This window comes from Paramylibacter ulvae, from assembly GCF_014652655.1.
Classification (GTDB): domain Bacteria; phylum Pseudomonadota; class Alphaproteobacteria; order Rhodobacterales; family Rhodobacteraceae; genus Amylibacter; species Amylibacter ulvae.
The window spans coordinates 273,753-296,462 of the sequence record NZ_BMZF01000001.1; the positions used below are offsets into that span (position 1 = coordinate 273,753).

At 49.1% G+C, this 22,710-nt stretch carries 21 protein-coding genes; 10 read left to right on the plus strand and 11 right to left on the minus strand.

Annotated features, from left to right (window positions below):
* Position 1: 1 nt before the first annotated feature.
* The 8 genes from IE094_RS01385 to IE094_RS01420 all read right to left on the minus strand — a co-directional run bounded on the left by IE094_RS01385 (position 2) and on the right by IE094_RS01420 (position 9,222).
* Entirely contained in the window at positions 2 to 1,336 is a 1,335-nt protein-coding gene (locus IE094_RS01385) for an NAD(P)-dependent oxidoreductase (protein WP_189638776.1), read from the minus strand.
* Between the two features lie 218 nt (positions 1,337 to 1,554).
* Positions 1,555 to 2,700, minus strand: coding sequence for an iron-containing alcohol dehydrogenase (locus IE094_RS01390; protein WP_189638777.1), 1,146 nt, complete (start codon positions 2,698 to 2,700; stop codon positions 1,555 to 1,557).
* Positions 2,701 to 2,704: 4 nt separating this feature from the next.
* Positions 2,705 to 4,084: an aldehyde dehydrogenase family protein gene (locus tag IE094_RS01395; RefSeq protein ID WP_189638778.1), complete on the minus strand. Its 1,380-nt coding sequence runs from the start codon at positions 4,082 to 4,084 to the stop codon at positions 2,705 to 2,707.
* A 1-nt stretch (position 4,085) separates the two neighbouring features.
* Positions 4,086 to 5,453: a glutamine synthetase family protein gene (locus IE094_RS01400; protein ID WP_189638779.1), complete on the minus strand. Its 1,368-nt coding sequence runs from the start codon at positions 5,451 to 5,453 to the stop codon at positions 4,086 to 4,088.
* Positions 5,454 to 5,507: 54 nt separating this feature from the next.
* On the minus strand, positions 5,508 to 6,542 hold the full coding sequence (locus tag IE094_RS01405; RefSeq protein WP_189638780.1) for a TRAP transporter substrate-binding protein: 1,035 nt from the start codon (positions 6,540 to 6,542) through the stop codon (positions 5,508 to 5,510).
* Positions 6,543 to 6,605: 63 nt separating this feature from the next.
* Entirely contained in the window at positions 6,606 to 7,928 is a 1,323-nt protein-coding gene (locus IE094_RS01410; protein WP_189638781.1) for a TRAP transporter large permease, read from the minus strand.
* Complete coding sequence (locus IE094_RS01415) at positions 7,928 to 8,434, minus strand: TRAP transporter small permease subunit (protein WP_189638782.1); 507 nt, start codon at positions 8,432 to 8,434, stop codon at positions 7,928 to 7,930. The genes IE094_RS01410 and IE094_RS01415 overlap by 1 nt, the downstream gene beginning before the upstream one ends.
* A complete protein-coding gene (locus IE094_RS01420) occupies positions 8,431 to 9,222 on the minus strand; it encodes an N-formylglutamate amidohydrolase (protein ID WP_189638783.1) in 792 nt (263 codons plus the stop codon). Before IE094_RS01420 ends, IE094_RS01415 begins: the two co-directional genes overlap by 4 nt.
* Before the next feature lie 128 nt (positions 9,223 to 9,350).
* Between IE094_RS01420 and IE094_RS01425 the strand changes: the two genes are divergently transcribed.
* The 10 genes from IE094_RS01425 to IE094_RS01470 all read left to right on the plus strand — a co-directional run bounded on the left by IE094_RS01425 (position 9,351) and on the right by IE094_RS01470 (position 17,995).
* Positions 9,351 to 10,217 (plus strand): MurR/RpiR family transcriptional regulator, encoded by an 867-nt coding sequence (locus IE094_RS01425; RefSeq protein ID WP_189638784.1) that lies wholly within the window; start codon positions 9,351 to 9,353, stop codon positions 10,215 to 10,217.
* 63 nt (positions 10,218 to 10,280) lie between these two features.
* Positions 10,281 to 10,823 (plus strand): sigma-70 family RNA polymerase sigma factor, encoded by a 543-nt coding sequence (locus tag IE094_RS01430; protein ID WP_189638785.1) that lies wholly within the window; start codon positions 10,281 to 10,283, stop codon positions 10,821 to 10,823.
* Complete coding sequence (locus tag IE094_RS01435; protein ID WP_189638786.1) at positions 10,820 to 11,515, plus strand: anti-sigma factor; 696 nt, start codon at positions 10,820 to 10,822, stop codon at positions 11,513 to 11,515. The genes IE094_RS01430 and IE094_RS01435 overlap by 4 nt, the downstream gene beginning before the upstream one ends.
* A gap of 98 nt (positions 11,516 to 11,613) precedes the next feature.
* Positions 11,614 to 12,165 carry a fasciclin domain-containing protein gene (locus tag IE094_RS01440; RefSeq protein ID WP_189638787.1) on the plus strand — a complete coding sequence of 184 codons (552 nt, stop codon included), beginning with the start codon at positions 11,614 to 11,616 and terminating at the stop codon, positions 12,163 to 12,165.
* Between the two features lie 152 nt (positions 12,166 to 12,317).
* A complete protein-coding gene (locus IE094_RS01445; RefSeq protein ID WP_189638788.1) occupies positions 12,318 to 12,872 on the plus strand; it encodes a fasciclin domain-containing protein in 555 nt (184 codons plus the stop codon).
* Positions 12,873 to 13,015: 143 nt separating this feature from the next.
* The gene (locus IE094_RS01450) at positions 13,016 to 15,256 is read left to right on the plus strand and encodes a heavy metal translocating P-type ATPase (RefSeq protein WP_189638789.1); all 2,241 of its coding nucleotides are present in this window, start codon (positions 13,016 to 13,018) and stop codon (positions 15,254 to 15,256) included.
* Position 15,257: 1 nt separating this feature from the next.
* On the plus strand, positions 15,258 to 15,647 hold the full coding sequence (gene cueR / locus IE094_RS01455) for a Cu(I)-responsive transcriptional regulator (RefSeq protein WP_189638790.1): 390 nt from the start codon (positions 15,258 to 15,260) through the stop codon (positions 15,645 to 15,647).
* Positions 15,648 to 15,650: 3 nt separating this feature from the next.
* Positions 15,651 to 16,061 (plus strand): c-type cytochrome, encoded by a 411-nt coding sequence (locus IE094_RS01460; protein ID WP_189638791.1) that lies wholly within the window; start codon positions 15,651 to 15,653, stop codon positions 16,059 to 16,061.
* Positions 16,062 to 16,112: 51 nt separating this feature from the next.
* Positions 16,113 to 17,006 (plus strand): LysR family transcriptional regulator, encoded by an 894-nt coding sequence (locus tag IE094_RS01465; RefSeq protein ID WP_189638792.1) that lies wholly within the window; start codon positions 16,113 to 16,115, stop codon positions 17,004 to 17,006.
* Between the two features lie 161 nt (positions 17,007 to 17,167).
* The gene (locus tag IE094_RS01470; RefSeq protein WP_189638793.1) at positions 17,168 to 17,995 is read left to right on the plus strand and encodes a DUF481 domain-containing protein; all 828 of its coding nucleotides are present in this window, start codon (positions 17,168 to 17,170) and stop codon (positions 17,993 to 17,995) included.
* A 48-nt stretch (positions 17,996 to 18,043) separates the two neighbouring features.
* Here IE094_RS01470 and xdhC read toward each other — a convergent pair whose 3' ends face one another.
* Genes xdhC through xdhA form a run of 3 tightly spaced genes read right to left on the minus strand, consistent with a single transcriptional unit; the run spans position 18,044 to position 22,615 of the window.
* Positions 18,044 to 18,985: a xanthine dehydrogenase accessory protein XdhC gene (gene xdhC / locus IE094_RS01475; RefSeq protein ID WP_229801956.1), complete on the minus strand. Its 942-nt coding sequence runs from the start codon at positions 18,983 to 18,985 to the stop codon at positions 18,044 to 18,046.
* Positions 18,966 to 21,257: a xanthine dehydrogenase molybdopterin binding subunit gene (xdhB, locus tag IE094_RS01480; protein ID WP_189638794.1), complete on the minus strand. Its 2,292-nt coding sequence runs from the start codon at positions 21,255 to 21,257 to the stop codon at positions 18,966 to 18,968. The genes xdhC and xdhB overlap by 20 nt, the downstream gene beginning before the upstream one ends.
* On the minus strand, positions 21,254 to 22,615 hold the full coding sequence (gene xdhA / locus IE094_RS01485; protein WP_189638795.1) for a xanthine dehydrogenase small subunit: 1,362 nt from the start codon (positions 22,613 to 22,615) through the stop codon (positions 21,254 to 21,256). The genes xdhB and xdhA overlap by 4 nt, the downstream gene beginning before the upstream one ends.
* Positions 22,616 to 22,710: the final 95 nt, after the last annotated feature.

Here is a 22,710-nt window from a genome sequence, read left to right on the forward strand (position 1 = left end):
CTTAAGCTGTCAGGCTTGCATGTATATCCATTGCTGCGTCACGCCCTTCGGCGACGGCTGTTACGGTCAAATCTTCGCCGCCATTAGCGCAATCACCACCGGCCCAAACGCCTGATTGTGATGTGCGACCAAATTCATCGACTGCGATTTTTCCATGCTCAATTTCTAATGCATCGGGCGCACCGTTTAACGTTTGACCAATCGCTTTGAAGACTTGATCGGCGCGGAGTTCGAACGTTTCACCTGTGCTGATCAATTTACCATCTTTGGTTTGCATATAGGCAAATTCAACACCAACAGCCGCGCCATTACCAAGGATACGTTCGGGTTGAACATTGTACAAAATTCGCACGCCTTTGGATGTTGCCAAGTCCTGTTCATAAACAGATGCGCTCATGCGATCCTTGCCACGGCGATAGGCAATTGTGACCTCTTCTGCACCCAACAATTTGGCCTGCACGGCGGCGTCAACTGCCGTCATACCGCCACCGATAACGACAATTCGCCGTCCGATGCTGAGTTTGGATAAATCAGATGCCTGGCGCAAATCGGCAATGAATGAAACCGCGTCCAGCACGTTATCCTTGTCCTCGCCATCCGCGCGCAGCGCGTTCACACCCGCCAGCCCCATGCCAAGGAACACGGCGTCATAATTATTCGATAAACCATCCAACGTAATATCAGAGCCAAGCGATTGCCCTGTTTTCAATTCAATCCCACCAATGGACAGCAACCAATTCAATTCGTTTTGGGCAAACCCATCAACGGATTTGTAACTGGCGATACCAAATTCGTTCAGCCCGCCTGCCTTGGCGCGTGCATCGAAAATGACAACATCATTGCCAAGCATCGCCAAACGGTGCGCACAGGATAATCCCGCAGGCCCAGCACCCACAACGGCAACCTTTTTGCCTGTGGATTTGGCGCGCACAAATGGGTGGATACCCTTACCCATTAACGTGTCAGTGGCGTAGCGTTGCAAACGCCCGATTTCAACTGGCTTGCCCTCTGCCGTTTCGCGAACACAGACCTCTTCACACAATGTTTCGGTGGGGCAAACGCGTGCGCACATGCCGCCCATTATGTTTTGTGAAAAAATCGTTTTGGCCGATGCATCTGGCGTACCCGTCGCAATTTGGCGAATGAACAACGGAATATCAATATCGGTTGGACATGCGGTTATGCACGGCGCGTCATGACAGAAATAACACCGATCCGCGGCAACCAATGCCTCGTGATCGTCAAGTGGTGGATGCAAATCTGTGAAATTGTCGGCCAGCGTTTGTTGATCCAAACGTTCTGCGACCACCCCATTCGTTGCTATTGAATTAGGCATCGATGCCTCCTCCTTTGCTGGAATTTATTGGAATCAGGTTCGCACAGGTTTAAAATTTTATCAAATGGTAAATTTTTACAAGACGATTAAATTTTATTCATCGCCCACAAAAAAACGCTGTTGTCGTTATGTGAGCAACAGCGTTTTTAGTTTAATTAAATGTAATCAGCAATTTACATGCTACACCTGAAGTCATGAGGTGTTTTTGTTTGCCTAAATTACAAACAATCCTCGATCAGCTTTTTCGTATTATCATATGTCATTTCTACGGGATTGCCGCCAGTACTTGGATCATTTAGCGCACTTTTGGTCAACGCATCGATGTCTGGATTTTGAATGCCAAGCTCGGTCAGGTTCTTTGGAATGCCAAGGCTGTCGTTCAAATCGGACACAAATTGGTAAAACCCGTCAAAGCCGCCAGCGATCCCCAGATAATTCGCTGCATCCGCCAACCGATCGGCAACGGCGTCTTTGTTGAATTTCAACACCTGCAACATCACGGTCGCATTTGTGGTGCCGTGATGGGTGTGATGAACCGCGCCGATTGGGTGGGAAATCGCGTGGATTGCACCAAGCCCCTTTTGAAACGCGGTCGCCCCCATTGCGGCGGCAGACATCATATGCGCGCGCGCTTCGATATCGGTGCCATCTTTGAATGCGCGTGGCAGGTATTCCTTGACCAATCGCATCCCTTCCAGCGCCATACCTTGGCTCATCGGGTGATAATGGGGGGAACAATATGCTTCGAGGCAATGCGCAAATGCATCCATGCCCGTCCCCGCCGTAATGAATGGTGGCATCCCAACCGTCAATTCAGGATCACAGATCACAACGGAAGGGAGGATTTTTGGGTGGAAAATGATCTTTTTCTCATGCGTAATGGAATTGGTAATCACGGATGCGCGGCCCACTTCGGAACCTGTGCCAGCGGTTGTTGGCACGGCGACAATCGGTGCGATTGCGTCGGGATCGGCGCGTGTCCACCAATCACCAATATCTTCGAAATCCCACAACGGGCGGGTTTGCCCCGCCATGAACGCAAGAACTTTGCCCAGATCAAGACCTGAACCACCGCCAAAGGCAACAACGCCGTCATGCCCACCTGCGCGGTATACATCCAATCCAGCGGCGACGTTTTCTTCGGTTGGGTTTGGGTCGACGTCGCTAAACATCGCGCGGCCCAATCCCGCAGCGTCAAGCAAATCCAATGTGGATTGCGTGATCGCCATATTTGCCAAACCTTTGTCGGTGACAAGTAGCGGTTTTTTGATGCCAGCGGCGGCGCAGGCATCTGCGATTTCGCTGATGCGCCCTGCCCCAAAACGGATAGCGGTTGGATATGACCAATTTGCTGTGATTGTCATCGGTTTAAGCTTTCTTAATGTGGTATGATTTTGGACGGGTCAGGTTGTGATATCCAATCGCAGATAATCCCCCACCACGCCCTGTGTTTTTGCACCCAGTCCAGCACAACGCTGGATCAAGATAATCCGCACGATTGGTGAAAACCGTACCAGTTTCCAATTGATCACCAATGCGTTCAGCGCGTTCATAATCGCGGGTCCACAATGATGCGGTCAGGCCAAATTCGCTGTCATTCATCAATGTGATCGCCTCTTCATCGTCTTTGACGCGCATAATGCCCACCACAGGGCCAAAACTTTCGTCGCGCATTACGCGCATGGAATGATCCACATCGACCAAGATTTGGGGCATTAAATATGCGCCACCATCATTTGGGAAAAGTTTTGGGTCAATCAGTGCTTTGGCACCCGCTTTGATTGCCTCTGCGGTTTGCATGCGTACCTCTTCTGCGAAACGCAGATGCGCCATTGGGCCAAGCGTGGTTTCTGGATCCAATGGATTGCCAAGTTTATACGCACTAACAATCGCAACGGCCTTTTCAACAAAAGCATCATAAAGGCTATCAACCACATAAATGCGTTCAATACCGCAACAACATTGACCACTGTTAAACATTGCGCCATCGATCAATGTATCAACGGCCGCGTCCAAATCAGCGTCTTCCATTACATATCCTGGGTCTTTGCCGCCCAATTCCAATCCAATTCCTGTGAATGTACCCGCGGCGGCACGTTCCATCGCCTTGCCGCCACCAACGGAACCTGTGAAATTCACAAAACTAAATGCGCCATTGGCGATTAATTCGGATGTGGTGTCATGCCCCAAGAACATGTTTTGGAATACATCGGCTGGGATGCCAACCGAATGAAATGCCTTGGCCAGACGTTCACCCACCAACAGGGTTTGTGACGCGTGTTTCAACACCACCGCATTGCCCGCGATCAATGCGGGTGCGACCGCGTTAATTGCTGTCATATATGGGTAATTCCACGGTGCAACCACCAATACAACACCATGTGGAACGCGTTTGATTTTGCGATCAAAATTTGCGCTGTCTTCGACGATAATCGGTGCGAGCGCCTCGGCGGCAATATCAGCCATGTGACTGGCGCGTTCGTTAAATCCGCCAAATTCACCGCCGTACCGCACCGGTCGCCCCATTTGATGGGCGATTTCAGGCACAATTTCATCGTTCATATCACCAATTGCGGCAACACCTGCACGTACCAATGCGATACGTTCATCTAATGGGCGTGCGGCCCACGCAACCTGTGCCGCTTTGGCCGCTGCAACAGCTTCGGTTGCCGTAGCAAGATCAAGCGTGTCACGCGTGGCAAAAACAGACCCATCAATGGGCGAAATACAGTTTACAGTGTTTGTCATGTTAGGCTCTTTCAAATCCGCGCTTGATTTCATAATCGGTTACGACGCGGTCAAATTCTTCTTGTTCCCATGTGGCCGCGCGGGTGTAGTGATCAATCACATCATCCCCCATCGCAGCGCGTAGCATTTTTGAATTGCGCAACAAATCCGTCGCATCGCGTAAACTATGCGGGATATGTGTTGTATCATCGTTTTCGTATGTGTCACCCATGGATGGCCCAGCCAGTTCAAGTTTATCTTCCAAGCCTTTGATCCCTGCTGCCAGTTGTGCAGCAATTGCCAAATACGGATTTAAATCCGAACCACCAATGCGACATTCAACACGCACACCTTTGGTTTTTGCACCGCACAGGCGGAAACCAGCGGTGCGGTTATCAATCGACCAAACGGTTTTGGTCGGTGCGAATGTTCCCTTTGCAAAGCGTTTATAGCTGTTCACATATGGGGCGAGGAAATAAGTGTAATCGGGTGCATATTTTATCAACCCCGCCATGTAATGGCGCATGGTGTCGGTCATTCCCAGTTCGTCGTTTTTGTCATAAAACGCGCTGTCACCATCCAATGTCCACAATGATTGATGCACGTGGGATGAACTGCCCACACGTTCGTGGTGCCATTTCGGTAAAAAGCTGACCGCGTGCCCCTGTTGCCATGCGATTTCTTTGGTCGCGTGTTTCGCGATGGAATGATAATCGGCGTTGTCCATTGCGGGGGCATAACGGATGTTCAATTCCTCTTGCCCTGCTTCGGCCTCACCTTTGGTGTTTTCAATGGGCAATCCCGCCTCGAACAACAAGTTGCGCAAAGGGCGCATGACGTGTTCTTCTTTGGTGGTTTGAAGGATGTGGTAATCTTCGTTATATGCACTGATTGGTGCCAGGTCTTGAAAATTATCCTTGCGGATTTCATCAAAACTTTTCTCGAAAAGGAAAAATTCCAATTCTGTCGCGGTTTGCGCGACATAGCCAAGCTCGGCCAGTCGTGCGATTTGGCGTTTCAAAATTGCGCGCGGTGAATGTGGCACGTCTTGATGCGTATTGTGATCGAGAACATCGCATAAAACCATTGCCGTGCCTTCCAGCCATGGCACAATGCGCAATGTGGACATATCGGGTTTCATAACGTAATCCCCATACCCAGTTTGCCAGCTGGTCGAGGCATAGCCATCAGGTGTCGCCATTTCCAAATCTGTTGCCAACAGGTAGTTACAGCAGTGGGTTTCTTCCCATGAATGGTCGATGAAATTTTGCGCATGGAACCGTTTGCCCATCAAGCGCCCTTGCATATCAACCAAACACACCAAAACCGTGTCGATTGATCCATTCAAAACCATCGGTTTTAGCGTTTCTAAACTCATGTTACCTGACATGATAACTCCTGTTGTCTGTGGATGGGCGCGCATCATATGCGCGCCCAAAAAGTGTTAGCCGTAACGATACGGACGGCCTGCTTTGACCATATCCGCGTTATACTGCTTGAATATATTCACAACCTTGGCCTTGGTTTCGGATTCAGCTGCGATTTCATCCCAGAACGTATGTGCTGCTGCTTCGACAGTTGCCCATTCTTCGTCTGGAATAGTGGTAAGTTGCATTTTCGGGCCGTTGACACGCAATGCGGCTTCGCCACCCCAATACCACCATTGGCGATAATAATGCGAACTGTCCATTGCCAACTTCAGCAACTCTTTCAGATGTTCTGGCAATTCTTGATAACGATCCATATTGGCAAAGAATGACCCAGCCCAAGCACCCGAAATGTTGTTGGTCAGGAAGTAATTCGTAACATCCGCCCAGCCCACTGTGTAATCTTCGGTGATGCCAGACCATGCGATCCCATCAAGTTCACCCGTTTGCACGGCGACTTCGATGTCTTCCCATGGCAATGTCACTGGAACCACACCAAATTGGGTCAGGAAACGCCCAGCGGTTGGGAATGTGAATACGCGTTTACCTTTAAGATCGGCCAATGAATTGATCGGATCTTTGGTTGCGAAATGGCATGGATCCCAAGAACCCGCAGACAGGTGTTTTACACCAACCTTTGAATATTCTTCGTCCCAAATTTCATTCAAACCATATTGGTTGAACAACACGGGCACGTCCAATGAATAGCGGCTTGCAAATGGGAAATATCCGCCAAATACGGTTACTTCTGTTGGGGATGCCATGCTGTCGTCATCTGATTGCACCGCATCAATTGTACCTTTTTGCATTGCGCGGAACAATTCTCCCGTTGGGACAAGTTGATCGGCAAAGTACAGTTCGATTTCCATTTCATCGCCTGCAACCTTGTTAAAGGCATCAATGGCGGGTTTTACCACATGTTCGGCCAATGCAGGGCCTGCATATGTTTGCAAACGCCATGTGATTTTGGATTGCGCGATCGCGGGTGCTGCAAGGCTTGCGCCCACGGCTCCGGCACCGGCACTGGTGATAAACTTACGTCTTGTTGTCATCTTCACTCTCCTATTTTGCTTGTTATGCCCAAAGGGCGGTGATGCTCGTTGCGAGTCTTATTATTATTTCCCGTAAACATATTCTGGCAGCCACAACGCGATTTGTGGGAACAGCATAATCAGTGTCAGTGCCAAAACCATAATCATCACAAACGGCAGGATGGACCCGTAAATATCACGTAGCGTGATTTCCTTGGGCGCCATTGCACGCATTAAAAACAGGTTATAGCCAAAGGGCGGCGTCATATATGCGATCTGTGTCGTGATGGTATAGAGAACACCGTACCAAACCAAATCAAATCCGAGCGCTTGAACCAATGGCACGTATAGCGGCGCCACGATCACCAACATCGCGGTGTCATCCAAAAATGTCCCCATCAACAGGAACGATAGCTGCATCAGCACCAAAATCATCCACGGCTCCAGCCCCAATTGTTCGGTGAACAGATTATCAATCGCCCGTACGGCACCCAGCCCATCAAACACCGCACCAAACCCAAGGGCGGCCAGAATGATCCACATAAACATACATGAAATCGCTAGCGTCTGGCGCACAGATGTTTCAAACACCGCCTTGGTCATGCGCCCCTTTAACACGGCGGCGGCGAATGCGGTCATGGCACCAATGGCAGAGCTTTCGACCAGTGATGTCCAACCGTTCACAAACGGCACCATCATCGCGGCAAAGATCACCAGTGGCAATAATCCAGCGCGTAACAAGCGTAGTTTTTCAGCGGTTGAAACTGTGCGTTCTTCTGGTGGTAAAACAGGGCCAAGGCTTGGGTTGATTTTACAGCGCACGGCGATGTAAATAATGAACATCGTCGCCATCATCAAGCCGGGGACAACACCCGCGAGCCATAGCTGCCCCACAGGTTGACGTGCGATCATGGCATATAGAACCAGCACAACAGATGGCGGCACGAGGATACCAAGCGATGAACCGGCCTGTATCACCCCTGTGACCATGCGTTTATCATATCCGCGTTTTAATAATTCAGGCAGCGCAATCGTGGCGCCAATTGCCATACCCGCAACAGATAATCCGTTCATCGCAGATACCAAAACCATCAACCCAATGGTGCCAATGGCAAGTCCGCCATTGATTGGCCCCATCCAGACATGGAACATCTTATAAAGATCATCTGCGATTTTACTTTCGGACAGGACATAGCCCATGAAAATAAACATTGGCAGTGTTAACAATGGATACCATTTCATCAACTTCATCGCCGATGAAAACGGAATGTCGGAACCACCCGTGCCCCATAATGTGACGGCCGCAATCGCGCCCACGGCACCAATCGCACCAAACACACGCTGACCTGTAAACAGCATCAGCATCATCGATGAAAACATCACAATGGCAATCATTTCGTGCGACATTACAAAGCCACCCCTTTTATCTTAAAGATGTCTTTGATCAGCTCTGATATCGCTTGCAGCAACATCAAGAATATTCCGATGCACATGGTGATTTTAATCGGCCATAAATATGGTCGCCATGCGGTTGGGCTTCGCTCATTGTATTTAAGCGAATATGCCGTGCTATCCCACGCGCCATAAAGCATGATGCCCAAATACGCGATCAGGAAAAACACGGTGATGCAATCAATCTGTGCCTTTTTGCGATCCGACCATTCGCCGTAAAACAAATCCATACGCACATTTGATCCCATCTGAATGGAATACGGCCCGCCAAGGATATAATATGCCACCATGCAAAACTGTGCGACCTCTAACGTCCAGAGTGACGGGAGGAAGAATGTTTTGGAAATGGATGACCAAAGTAGCACGCTAACCATAACAAAAATGCCGTACATGACCACTCGGCCAATACGATAATTGATTGCATCCACAACTTTAACAAAGCCTCGGGCAAGGTTAATCATGCTGTGGCCTCGTTTAAATCGATGCCAAGTGTGGCGAATGTTTCGCGCAAATGCTGTGCCAAATAGGCCCCCATTTTTTCTTGGTCTGCGTCGTTGGTGATTAAATCATTGCGCACCTCGATCATTGCATTTTGCAATCCGTTTTGCGTGCCATGCAGGTTTAACGTATGTGCCACCCCATCATCGCGTGAATATGGCTCGTTTAACTCGCTGATATATGTGCCATCATTTTGAAGCGTTTTGACAAATTCGCGGGCCAGTTGCGCATCTTTGTCGTGGATAACGCCGATTTCAACGCGCCGTGGTTGATCAAAATATGTCGGTGTAAAACTGTGAACTGTCACCACAATCCCCTGCTCACCTTTTTGCGCGATTGCATCGGACAGCGTGTCGCGAAATGGTATGTACACCGCGCTGGTGCGCGCATCGCGTTCGTCTTGTGACAATGTTTCGTTTGCGGGAATAACGATTTTTTCGCTTTTGGCGGGCATGGCGCTTGGCGCTTCTGGTGGACGATTGCAATCATAGACCAACCGCGACACCGTGCCATAAACACCAACCGCATCAAATTCACGAACCAAGCTGTTCAAAACGCCAAGCGCACCTGGGTCATACGCGGCGTGGGATGTTTTGTCAGTTTCCGACAGACCAAGCCCGCGATAGGTTTCTGGGATCGCGTTGCTGGCATGTTCACACACAAAAACAATACGCGATGCACCCGTTGGGTTTATCACCGCAACCGGATTGACCGTTTCGCCATGCGCATGATCGTGCTGTCGCTGTCCCAAGTTGATTCCCCTGTCCCGTGTTTTGTAAAATTCTGTTCAGTCTTGGGTCACCTGTCAAATGATTTCTGTAAATTTCTCTTCAAAAAGAAAAGTAATGTCGATATATGTTCAATATGGAGACTGATTTTATGGCATCAAATAACATTTCAGATCGGCTGACCCAATATTTTGACAGCCTCACGCGTGCCGAACGCCAATTGGCGAATGTGGTCATGGAAAACTATCCCGTGTCTGGATTGGGATCGATCACCGAACTGGCGGAAAAAGCCGATGTGTCCACTCCATCCGTTGCGCGATTGGTGCAAAAACTTGGTTTCAAAGGATTTCCAGAGTTTCAGGCGCAATTACGCAAAGAGCTGGCCGCCAAAATTTCGGGCCCAATTGAAAAACATGATCGCTGGGCCGAAAATGCGCCCGATACGCATATTTTAAACCGCTTTACCGATGCGGTGATGACCAATATTCGCAAATCATACCATCAAATCGATACCAATGTGTTTGATCGTACCTGTGAATTGTTGGCGGATCAAAAACGATCTGTATATGTGGTTGGCGGGCGCATTACGCACGCGTTGGCCGATTACTTTTTCCTACATATGCAGGTTATTCGCCCCGATGTGACCCATATTCAATCCATATCAAACGCATGGCCGCATTACCTGTTGGATATTAAAAAGGGCGATGTAATCGTTGTGTTTGATGTGCGGCGATACGAAAACAGCACGCTCAAGCTGGTTGAAATGGCGGCCGCCAAGGGCGCCGAGGTGGTTTTGATCACCGATCAATGGATTTCCCCGATTAGCAAGCTGACCAATTTGGTGTTTGCCGCACGCATTTCGGTGCCATCTGCTTGGGATTCATCCATCGTGAACATGTTGATTTTAGAAACAATTATTGCCCGCGTCCAAGAAATCATCTGGCCAGATACACGCGAACGCATGGAGCAATTGGAATCCATGTTTGATGAAACCAAATTGTTTCGCAAATTTACCTAACTGCTTGCTTGTATTTATTATTCAGTCAATTATGGTCACTGGAAATATTGAAATAAGGCCGCAATGACCACTGTATCTGACATTGAAAACATGATTGCCCGCGTCGGGATCGGCGATCGTAATGCATTTTCTTTGCTCTATGATGCAACATCTGCGAAACTTTTTGGCGTTTGCTTACGTATCTTAAATAATCGGGCTGATGCAGAGGAAGCGTTGCAAGAGGTTTTCGTCAGGATATGGCAAAAATCCAGCAGCTATTCCGCAAATGGATATAGCCCGATGACATGGTTGATTACATTGGCGCGCAACCTTGCAATTGATAAATTGCGAGCACGCAAAGCACCAACAACAGATATCGATGATGTGCCCGATTTGCGCGATCAAGGCCCCACACCAGAGGCGGCGGCGATTGCATCATCCGAACGTGCACAGATAGATACATGTCTGAATGAACTGGACGATGGTCATGCGGATGCCGTGCGCGGCGCCTACTTGAACGGGGACAGTTACCAAGAATTGGCAGATCGTTTTGATGTGCCAATAAATACAATGCGAACATGGCTGCGTCGCAGTCTTTTGAAACTGAAAGAGTGTTTGAGTAAATGAGTGGTTCAACAGACATAGATAAGGACGATTTCGCCCTCGCTGGCGAATATGCTCTGCATCTGTTGGATGCCGATGAACGCGCAGCGTTCGACCAACGCTTGTTAAACGAACCAGCGCTGCGCGCCGCGTTGCGCGAATGGGACGAAGATTTCGCGACAATGGCGGATGAATTTGAACCCATCACCCCACCAGAACACCTTAAGGCGAAAATAGAATTGGAAATGTTTGCCGCCAATACACCATCCCACGGTGTCAGCGCACATTTCTGGAGCATTCGTCGCTTTATCGCATCTGCTGTTGCTGTGGCGGCATTGGTGATGATTGGTTTTTACAGCTATAACCTCAACCGATTTAGCCCAACGCAAGTGGCCGATATGGTCACAGCGGATGAAACATTGTTCATCCATGCGGGGTATCAGGCAGGCGATGATGAATTGCATTTCATTCGCCACAAAGGCACCACGGGCGAAGGACGATCATTGGAATTGTGGCTGTTTCCTGCGGGTGAGTCCGTTGCGGTATCACTCGGTGTGATACCCGAACAAGAACGCGGTGTAATACCGTTGGCGGCTGAACATGCTGCCGCCATCAAAGGTGGTACATTGGCGATCAGCGATGAACCATTAGGCGGTTCACCAACAGGCCAGGCAACAGGCCCTGTGTTGGTTGTGACCCCAATCACAGACCTGTGATCAAAAAGATTAAATTTATTTGCAACTAATCTGAACACACTGCGTGTTTCCATTGTAGCCCGACACGATGTTGGGCATTCAACAAAGGAAACACCCTCATGACGTTTACAAAATCAATTTTGACTGCTGCTGCTCTGACACTGACATCTACTGCTGTTTTTGCGGAAAACCCAATGGTTGGCGGCGCTGCAATGTATGAAGATAAAAACATCGTTGAAAATGCGGTAAATTCCAAAGACCACACAACATTGGTGGCCGCGGTACAGGCCGCTGGCCTGGTTGAAACATTGCAATCAGAAGGCCCATTCACAATTTTTGCACCCGTGAACGCGGCATTTGATGCATTGCCAGATGGCACTGTGGAAACATTGTGGAAACCCGAAAATAAAGAAACACTTGCAACGATCCTGACATGTCATGCCGTGGGCAAGGCCGTGATGGCCGATGCATTGCAAGGCATGATCAAGGATGATGGCGGCAAACACCCAGTTCCAACATTGGGCGGTTGCACATTGCAAGCATCATATGAGGACGGCAACATGATCCTTGAAGATGAAAACGGTACAAAAGCGACAGTGACGATTGCTGACGTTAAACAGTCAAACGGTGTGATCCACGTAATTGATGCGGTGTTAACACCGAAAATGTAATCATTACACACCGTGAAGGCCCCTCAAGGAAACTTGGGGGGCCTTTTTTATGCGGTTTTAGAAAAATCGACTTTTGTTGAAACTTTTTTGAACACCACTCCGTGGATACTTCATAGCTGCCAATAAGGGCGGCACCCACAAGGAGAGAGATTATGAAAACCACACGCATTATCGCCGCATTCGCTGCATCAACACTTTTGTCAACAGCTGCTGTATTCGCTGAAAACCCAATGGTTGGTGGCGCACCAATGTTTGAAGACAAGAACATTGTTGAAAACGCAGTCAATTCAAAAGATCACACAACATTGGTGGCCGCGGTTCAAGCCGCTGGTTTGGTTGAAACATTGCAATCAGACGGCCCGTTTACCGTATTCGCACCTGTAAATGATGCATTTGCTGCCCTGCCCGCTGGTACGGTTGAAACATTGTTAAAACCAGAAAATAAAAACACGTTGACCAAGGTTCTGACATCGCATGTTGTTGCTGGTGATTGGTCCGCCGCTGATATCGTTGCCGCTGCACGCAAAAGCCCAGATGGCTTTTTCCACTTCAAGGCCGTATCAGGCGACGCATTGTCAGCACAAGTAAAAGGCAGCAATGTTTACATCTATGACGAAAGCGGCAACGCTAGCCGTGTAACCATCGCCGATGTGAACCAATCAAACGGTGTGATCCATGTGATCAACAAGGTTCTTTTGCCCAAGTAAAACGATAAAAACATTCCTCCCAATCGCCGTTCATTAATTTGAGCGGCGTTTTTTGTGCTCATCGTATTGTGAACATTTAATAGCTTGACCTTCCATTAACTGGAAGGATTATATCGAGGCTATCAACTCCAAAGGTTTTGGCCATGACACAGACAATCGAGCTTCAAATTAACGGCATGTCTTGCGCATCTTGTGTTGGGCGTGTGGAAAAGACGTTGCTGGGAACAGACGGCGTTTCGCGTGCCGTTGTGAATTTGGTGACCGAAACGGCAAACGTTACGTTTGACGAACAATCAACAGACGCTACAGCGATTGCAAAAATCGTCACTACAATGGGATATCCAGCCACCGCGAAAACCAACAACAAGTTGATTGATAAGACATCAGAAATGCAAGAGCTGGCACGCATGACTATGTTCGCGGCGGTATTGGCTCTGCCCGTGTTTGTAATGGAAATGGGCGGGCATATTTTTCCCAGCGTGCATCATTATCTAAATGCATGGATCGGCACACAAACCCTGCGCATGGTTCAATTTGCGCTAACCTCTATCATTTTGTTTGGTCCAGGATTGCGTTTTTTCACCAAAGGTATCCCCGCCCTGTTTCGCGGTGCACCTGAAATGAATGCACTTGTCGCAATGGGAACTGGTGCTGCATATTTGTTTTCAACGGTTGCAACATTTGCACCGCAAACCCTCCCAAACAACGCCAATAACGTCTATTTTGAATCCGCCGCCGTGATTGTTGTGCTGATCCTATTTGGCCGTTGGTTAGAATCCCGCGCCAAGGGGCAAACGGGATCTGCTATTCGCGCATTGATCGCATTGTCACCCAAGATGGCACGCGTGGAGCGCGACGGAGCGATGATCGATATCCCAATCACAGATATTCAGTTAAATGATATTATCCACGCCCGCCCAGGTGAAAAGATTGCAACCGATGGCGTGGTTATCAATGGGCAGTCATATGTAAATGAGTCCATGATCACGGGCGAACCTGCGCCCGTCAAAAAATCATCAGATCAACCCGTTATCGGTGGCACAATCAATGAAAATGGCACGTTTTCCTATCGCGCCACCGCTGTAGGCGACAAAACCATGTTGGCGCAGATTATCAAAATGGTGGAACAGGCGCAGGGTGCCAAGCTGCCCATCCAAGACATCGTAGATCGAGTAATAACGTGGTTCGTTCCTGCCGTTTTGATGATTTCATTGCTCACTGCTGGTATATGGCTCATCTTTGGCCCAACGCCCAGTATCACCAATGCGCTGGTCGCAGGTGTTGCGGTGTTAATCATTGCCTGCCCCTGTGCCATGGGTTTGGCCACGCCCACTTCAATTATGGTTGGCACGGGTCGTGCGGCGCAAATGGGCGTATTGTTTCGCCAAGGCGGCGCATTACAAACATTACAACAGGTCGATATGATCGCGTTTGACAAAACGGGTACGCTGACCCTTGGGAACCCGATGCTTACCGACATTCATGTGGTCAATGGATTTTCGCAATCCGATGTGTTGTCATGGGTGGCAGGTGTTGAATGTGTATCGGAGCATCCGATCGCGCGCGCGATTGTTACACATGCACAAGATCATGACATAAAATTTGATCAATCCAAAAACTTTCAATCGCTGACCGGGATGGGCGTTACGGGTGACGTTTCCAATCGGTGCATATTGATCGGCGCAGCGCGGTTAATGGAAAGCAATGGAATTGAAACAAGCAATTTGCGCGAACATTCAAATTCATTGGCCGCTGATGGTAAAACGCCGATCTATGTTGCGGTTGATGAAACGCTCGCCGCCATCATTGCTGTATCAGATCCGATCAAGCCCACTGCGCAAAACGCAATTCAGATGTTGCATGATATGGGGATCAAAACCGCGATGATTACGGGCGATCACCATGAAACCGCAAATGCAATTGCATCGATGCTTGGGATCGATCATATCGTTGCAGAGGTATTGCCAGACGGCAAAGTTGACGCATTGCAATCACTGCGCGGTGACGCCCAAACGATTGCATTTGTTGGCGATGGCATCAACGATGCGCCCGCCCTTGCATCCGCTGATATTGGCATTGCGATTGGCACAGGCACGGATGTGGCCATTGAAACCGGCGACGTGGTGCTGATGAATGGTGATCCGATGGGGGTTGTAAACGCGATTGAGATCAGCAAACACACCATGCGCAACATTCACCAAAATCTGTTTTGGGCGTTTGGGTATAACATCCTGTTGATCCCTGTGGCGGCGGGGGTGCTTTACCCAGCCTTTGGTATTTTATTATCACCCGTGCTGGCAGCGGGCGCGATGGCGTTATCCAGCATTTTTGTGCTGACCAATGCATTGCGCCTTCGTTTCATCGGCACAACAAACGGAGCATGATATGAACATTGGACAAGCGGCGGATCACACAGGATTACCGGAAAAGACCATCCGTTATTACGAAGACATCGGATTGGTCACGCCAAACCGCGCAGCGAACGGATATCGTGTGTTTGGCGAAACAGCGCTTCATCAACTTAACTTTTTGGCTAAGGCACGTGGATTAGGTTTTTCAATCGAGGACTGCCGCAACCTGCTCGCACTTTATGACGATACCGCACGTTCCAGCGCGGATGTTAAGGCCATCGCCAAAGCGCATGTTGCAACGATTGATCAAAAAATTATCGAACTTTCGGCGATGCGCGATACGCTTTCCCATCTGATGAAACATTGTGCGGGTGATAACCGACCCGATTGCCCGATCTTAAATGAACTTTCTCAGGGGAAATGAAAAATGCGTTCGATTTTGACACTTACGGGGCTTGTTTTTGCAATGTTGATTGCTGTTTTGATGTTCACCAATGAACCAAGCACAACAACGCCAGATCAACAACAATCAGCGGCAATGGAAATTCCAACTCTGACGGGTGCTGCTGTGATGGGTAAAACGTTCTTTGACGCCAAATGTGCGCAATGTCATGGCACAAACGCAAGTGGTACTGAAAACGCCCCGCCGCTCGTGCATATTATTTACGAACCAAACCACCATGGCGATGAATCGTTTTTGCGCGCCGCAACCCAAGGTGTCCGTGCTCATCATTGGCAATTTGGCGATATGCCACCGGTAGAGGGCATCACACAGGGCGAGGTGAAACAAATCATCGCCTATGTTCGAAGCCTGCAACGTGCAAATGGCATTTATTGACCGATCACAGTTTAAATTGAAGTTGAAACAAGTATTCCTTATGCATTGTATATGGATATTACCCTGATCAAAACCTTTCTAGAGGTCGCCGCCACAGGTTCGTTTGTTTCTGCATCGGATCATCTGTATGTCACGCAATCCGCCGTGAGCCTGCGCATTCAGCGCCTAGAGGATTCATTGGGACAGCCCCTGTTTACGCGATCAAAGGCGGGGGCGGAGCTTACCTCCGCTGGGAAAGAATTCGAAAACTATGCGCTAAGCCTGATTAAAATCTGGGAAGAAGCACGTCAACAAATTGCCATCCCCGAAGGTTTCACCAAAAGCCTGACCATTGGCGCACAATATTCATTGTGGCCACGTCTTGGGTTTCGTTGGGTTGATGACATGCAAAAACGTATGCCCGATTTGAATATCCGTGGCGAGGTGGGCATGCCAGACCGTCTGACACGGTTTATTATTGAGGGCGTTATTCAGGCCGCATTGGTTTACACACCCCAAACGCGCCCTGGGTTAACCGTGGAACCTGTGTTGGATGATGATCTGATACTGGTGGCATCTTGGGAAAATCCAACGCTTCCCCTTGATGGGCAATATGTGTTTGTGGATTGGGGACCAGAATTTATTCACGCGCATAACGCCGCCCTACCCGATTTGCATCACAACGGTTTAACATTTGCGCTTGGTGCGATGGCATTGGATTACATCATTCACCGCCGCGCAGCGGCCTATTTGCCCGCACGATCAGTAAAACGCCAATTGGACGCAGGGCGTTTGCATCTGGTTCCACATGCACCAACCTTCCCTTATCCGATCTGGAGCGTTTGGCGAAATGATGCTGATGCTGATGTTGTGGCAATTGCAAAGTCAAGTTTACGTGATATGGCCCATGGTATTGATCATACCCAAGACGATATTTTACAAGATCTAGCAGATCTAAGCCAATAATTACGGCTTATATACTTGTGATTACTTAATATATGTAAAACTCGTTTAAAGCATGATTATTTTGAATTTTACTTATTTCAATACAGTTCCTAAATACGGTTTCAGCAGAAATGCTCCTGGGTCATTCGGCCCTTGTTCTTTATTTGGGAAAGGATACCCACATGAAAAATGCAGTAAAATTCGCTACAGCCTCCGCAGTGGCACTTGTTCTGTCGGTACCTACTTTCGCGCAAGACGCACTTACAGGCGTCGAAGGTTTGGACGATCGTATCGATGACATCACAGATGCTGTGAATGACAACATCGAACGTTCTGATGACGACGAACGTTATTCAACATTGGGCGTGGCTCAAGGTTGGAAAGGTTCTGTTGCACTATCCGCGTCACAAGACATAGGTAACAGCAGCTCTTCTGATTTGTCGATGGCAGGTCGCGCAACTTTGGGCGTTGGTGATTGGAGCCACAGCTTTGGTTTTGCCGCTGAATATTTGGATAGCGACGATACAAACGCAACAACTGATTTGTATGGTACATACGAAGGCAGCCGTTATTTCACACCAAAACTGTACGCATTTGGTACAGCGCGTGGTGAATTGAACGAAGCGTCTGAAAACCGTATTGATGCCTTCGCTGGTGTTGGTCTTGGTTATCGTGTTGTTAACAATCCAAACCACACATGGCGTGTACAAGCAGGCCCAGGCATGCGTTACATCAAAGACCAAGCGGATGTTTCAACATCAGAAGCAGGCTTTATCGCGTCATCACGTTATTACTATGCGATCACAGACACTGTATCGTTGACCAATGACACAGACGTATTGGGTTCAAGCACAAACACCGTTGCAACCAACGATTTGGGCGTAAACTTCAAAGTGTCAAACAAATTGACCACACGCGTAAGCTATCGCACAGAGCACAACTCTGACGCGGGTGATCTTTTGAAATCAACCGACAGCACTCTTGGTCTTGCGGTTGTAATGGGCTTTTAATTTAGCCACCCCTCGTTTGAAACGGGGCAGAGAAATCTGCCCCGTTTTTCATATTGCCACCGCCGTTTTGGCGGCTTTGTTTTGTGATGTGATCAACATTTGCGCAATCCCTATTGCGATTGCTGCCGGCTCTTTGCCCAGATTTGGATCCCCAATGGGGCAGATCAATTTATCAATGTCATTTGTCGAATGCCCCAGTTGCGCCAAGCGTTTTGTAAATCGTGCGCGTTTGGTTTTTGATCCGATCACGCCCACCGATTGATGGGGAAGGTTCAAAATTTGATGGCACAGCTCCAAATCAAATGCATGGCTATAGGTCATAATCAAATGCACAGCATCTTTGGGTGCGTGTTTCACGACCATTGCAGGATTGTTGGCAATTAGTGGCGTTACACCCTGCGCAATTTGATCGGGAAACCGATCTTTTTCGGTGTCCACCCAAGTGATATCAAACGCCAATTCATGCAAAACATTGACCAGCGCCCGCCCGACATGACCAGCACCATATAACCACAACGGTTGTCTTACTTGTTTCATCGGTTCGATCAGCCAACCATCGCGATATATCGTATTTGGTTGCACTGATTGATTGCGAATATTGGCAAGTGTACGTTTCACATCCAGCGACATGTCATTTGTGGCAATGGGACGGGCGAAAACAATGTCATTCTCGGGCAGGTTTTCACGACCAAATCGTTCAAACACCAATGTCACGGCCCCACCACAACATTGGGCAAGCGCGGGGCCTAATGGGATTTTTACGGCCCTTTTGTCCCCACCATCGGCAAGCAATTCACGTGCAATTTCTGTGCCGCGCATTTCCAACGCCCCCCCGCCAATAGTGCCAATCTGGCGATCTGGCGTTACGATCATGGACGTACCCGTGGCGCGTGGAACCGATCCGTGATCTGTGGCGATAACCACGCGGACGATATCACCGCTTTGGGTAAATTTCGCGATTTGTTCACGATCAAAATGCATCTGTGCCATCTGCATTGCGATAAACGGATCGTAACAATTCCTCTGCCGTTGCGGGTGCATTTATGTTGGGGTAAATTTCAGTGTCACCCGAATATCCAACAGCATGTGACAGGGCGTGAAACGCAGAAATGCCCAACATGAATGGCGGTTCACCCACCGCCTTGGATCGATAAATGGTATCTTGTGTATTTTCGTTTTCAAACAGTTCAACATTGAAAATGCGAGGCCGATCCGAACAGGCGGGAATTTTATAAGTACTTGGCGCGTGCGTGCGCAAATTGCCCTTTTCATCCCAAACCAATTCTTCGGTGGTAAGCCACCCCGCACCTTGGACATAGCCGCCTTCGATCTGTCCAATATCAATCGCGGGGTTCAACGATGCACCAACATCGTGCAAAATATCCGTGCGTAAAATTCGGTTTTCACCGGTGAGAGTATCTACAACAACCTCTGTCACCGCCGCGCCATATGCGAAATAGAAAAACGGACGACCCCGCCCCGCCATGCGATCCCATTTGATTTTGGGCGTTGCGTAAAACCCCGTGGCAGACAATGAAATGCGATTTTGATAGGCAAGACTTGCCGCATCCGCAAATGTCATTTCATGCGATCCCGCACGCACCATCCCATCAACAAATTCAACCGCAGCATCCGTTTCAAAATGAATGGCAAAAAACGCGACAATCCGAGCCTTGAGTGTTTGACAGGCATCGCGCACCGCCATGCCGTTCAAATCTGAACCCGATGACGCCGCCGTGGCGGATGTGTTTGGAACCTTGGCCGTATCGGATGCGGTGATTTTGATCATATCAAGCGGTAGACCAAATTCACGCGCGGCGACTTGGGCAACCTTGGTAAACAAACCCTGCCCCATTTCCGTACCACCGTGGTTCAAATGCACCGAACCATCCGCATAGATATGCACCAACGCCCCCGCTTGGTTCAGATGGGTCAGGGTAAAGCTGATCCCAAATTTCACTGGGGTCAGCGCGATACCGCGCTTCAACACCGCATCAGGGTTGGCACGGTTTTCTGCGTCAATTTCTGCGCGCCGTTTAGTGTAATTCGAACGCTGTTCTAATTGATCGACCAACGGCGCAATAACGCTATCCTCTATCGTCATCTGATATGGTGTAGTTTGCCCGTTTTGATAGAAATTCGCACGGCGGATTTCCAATGGATCGCGTCTCAAATGATGCGCAATCTGATCAATCACGCGTTCGATCACAACCACACCTTGCGGCCCGCCAAACCCACGATACGCGGTGGCGCTTTGCGTGTTTGTTTTCAATCGGTGTGATACAATTTTGGCATGTGGCAGATGATAGGCATTATCCGAATGCAGCATCGCACGATCGGCGACAGGCAACGATAAATCCTGTGCCCAGCCACAACGCACGAAATGCTGCATCATCACTGATTGTAATTTTCCATTGTCATCAAATCCCACCTGATAATCGATGCGAAAATCGTGGCGTTTGCCCGTAATGATCATATCATCGTCTCGATCATATCGCATTTTGCATGGGCGGTTTGTGATCCGTGCTGCAACGGCACAGGCACAGGCCAGTGCGTTTGCTTGGCTTTCTTTGCCACCAAAACCACCCCCCATGCGCCGTGTTTCAACCCGCACGGCATTGAATGGCAATCCAAGGCTTTCCGCGACTTTATGTTGAACCTCTGTTGGGTGCTGTGTTGAGCTATGCACCAGCATATCGCCGTTTTCTTGGGGGAGCGCAGATGCCGCTTGCCCTTCCAAATAAAAATGTTCCTGGCCACCGATTTCAATGCTACCCGAAATTTGATGGGGTGCAGATTTCAGTGCGGATTCTGGCTCGCCCTTTAAAAACTGAATGGGGTCTTCAAATTTGCTATCCGCCGCGATGGCATCATCAATAGAGAGGATTGGCGTAAGCGGTTTAATATCAACCTTGCCCAAACGCGCAGCCTTGCGTGCATTCAAATGCGTATCCGCGATCACCAAAAATATCGGCTGACCGATGTAATGCACCGTTCTGGTTGCCAGCAAGGGTTCATCATGCACTGACGGCGATACATCATTGCCCGCGGGCAAATCATCCGCCGTGATCACCGAAACAACACCGTTTGCATTGCGAACGACATCCAAATCCATCGCGGTGATTTTCCCATGCGCAACATCTGACAATCCAAACGCCAGTGACAGCGCATTTTTGGGCATCGGTATATCATCAATATATCGCGCTGCCCCCGTAACATGTAATGGCGCGGCATCATGTGGCGTTGGTTTCATATGGTTCATGATGAAACCTCCAAAACACGTGGTTGATCGGTCGTGTCCTCGATGAAATAACGCAACAACATATTTTGCGCCGCTTTCATGCGATACCCAGCGGATGCACGCATATCGTCCATCGGGGTGTAATCAGCGCTGAATAAACCCATTGCACCGTCAACATTTCCACGTGTCCAAGGTTTACCGATTAACGCCGCCTCTACTGTGTCGGCGCGTTTTGGGGTTCCTGCCATGCCACCAAATGCGATGGCACAACATTCCACGATCCCGTCTTTGACAAAAATGTTGAAACAGCCACAGACCGCAGAGATATCTTGATCAAACCGTTTCGACAGTTTGTAACATTTTAGTCGATCGTCTTGTTTTGGAATGAATATGCTTTCAACAAATTCACCAGATTTGCGAGCCTGTTTGCCGTATTCAATAAAGAAATCTTGCATCAAAATTTCGCGCCGTTCATCACCACGGCGTAACGTTAACGTGGCACCAAGCGCGATCAATGCGGGCGGTCCATCGCCAATGGGTGAACCATTTGCAATATTTCCGCCGATAGTCGCCGCATTGCGAATTTGCACCGAAGCATAACGGCGCAACATTTCTGCGAAATCGGGATAAATATCCGCGACAGCATCACGCAGATCGCTGATCGTCACCGCCGCACCAATGTGCAAACCATCATCACGATATTCAATTTTCGCCAAATCGGGGATCTGTGACAGGAAACAAACCTGTTCCAACTCGTGCAATGATTTTGTCACCCACAGGCCAACATCCGTAGCACCACCCACTAAGGTGGCGTCTGGGTTTTTTAGATACCACGCGGCGAGTTCATCGCTGGTTGTCGGGCCAGTAGGTTTTGCAAATTTCGAAACGCCGTCTTGATCCGCAGCAATCCAATCGGGGCGCGGCGCGTTTTCAACCGCCTCTGCTGCGCGAATAATTGGGGCGTAGCCCGTGCAACGGCACAGGTTTCCCGCCAGTTGATTATCATGGTCCGTGGCGCCATTGGTATGCGCCGATACCATCGACATCACAAACCCCGGTGTGCAAAACCCGCATTGTGAACCGTGATGTTCAACCATTGCCGTTTGTACGGGGTGCATATCGGATTGCGTTCCCACACCTTCGACGGTGCGCAATGCTTTGCCGTGAAGTTGTGGTAAAAACAGAATACATGCGTTCAATGATTTACTGCCATCAGCATCTGTCACCATAACAGTACACGCGCCGCAATCACCTTCGTTACAGCCCTCTTTCGTGCCGTGCAAACCCTTGGTTTCGCGCAGCCAATCCAGCAGCGTGACCGTTGGGTTATCAACGGTGATATTCTGGGTTTCCCCGTTGAGAAGAAACGCAATTTCCATGGTAAATATCCGCCACCGTCTCTGCCGTTTGGCCGATTTGCAATCCCCCGATGTGGCGTAAAGGAATTGCTTGCCGTTGATTACAGATAATCAGG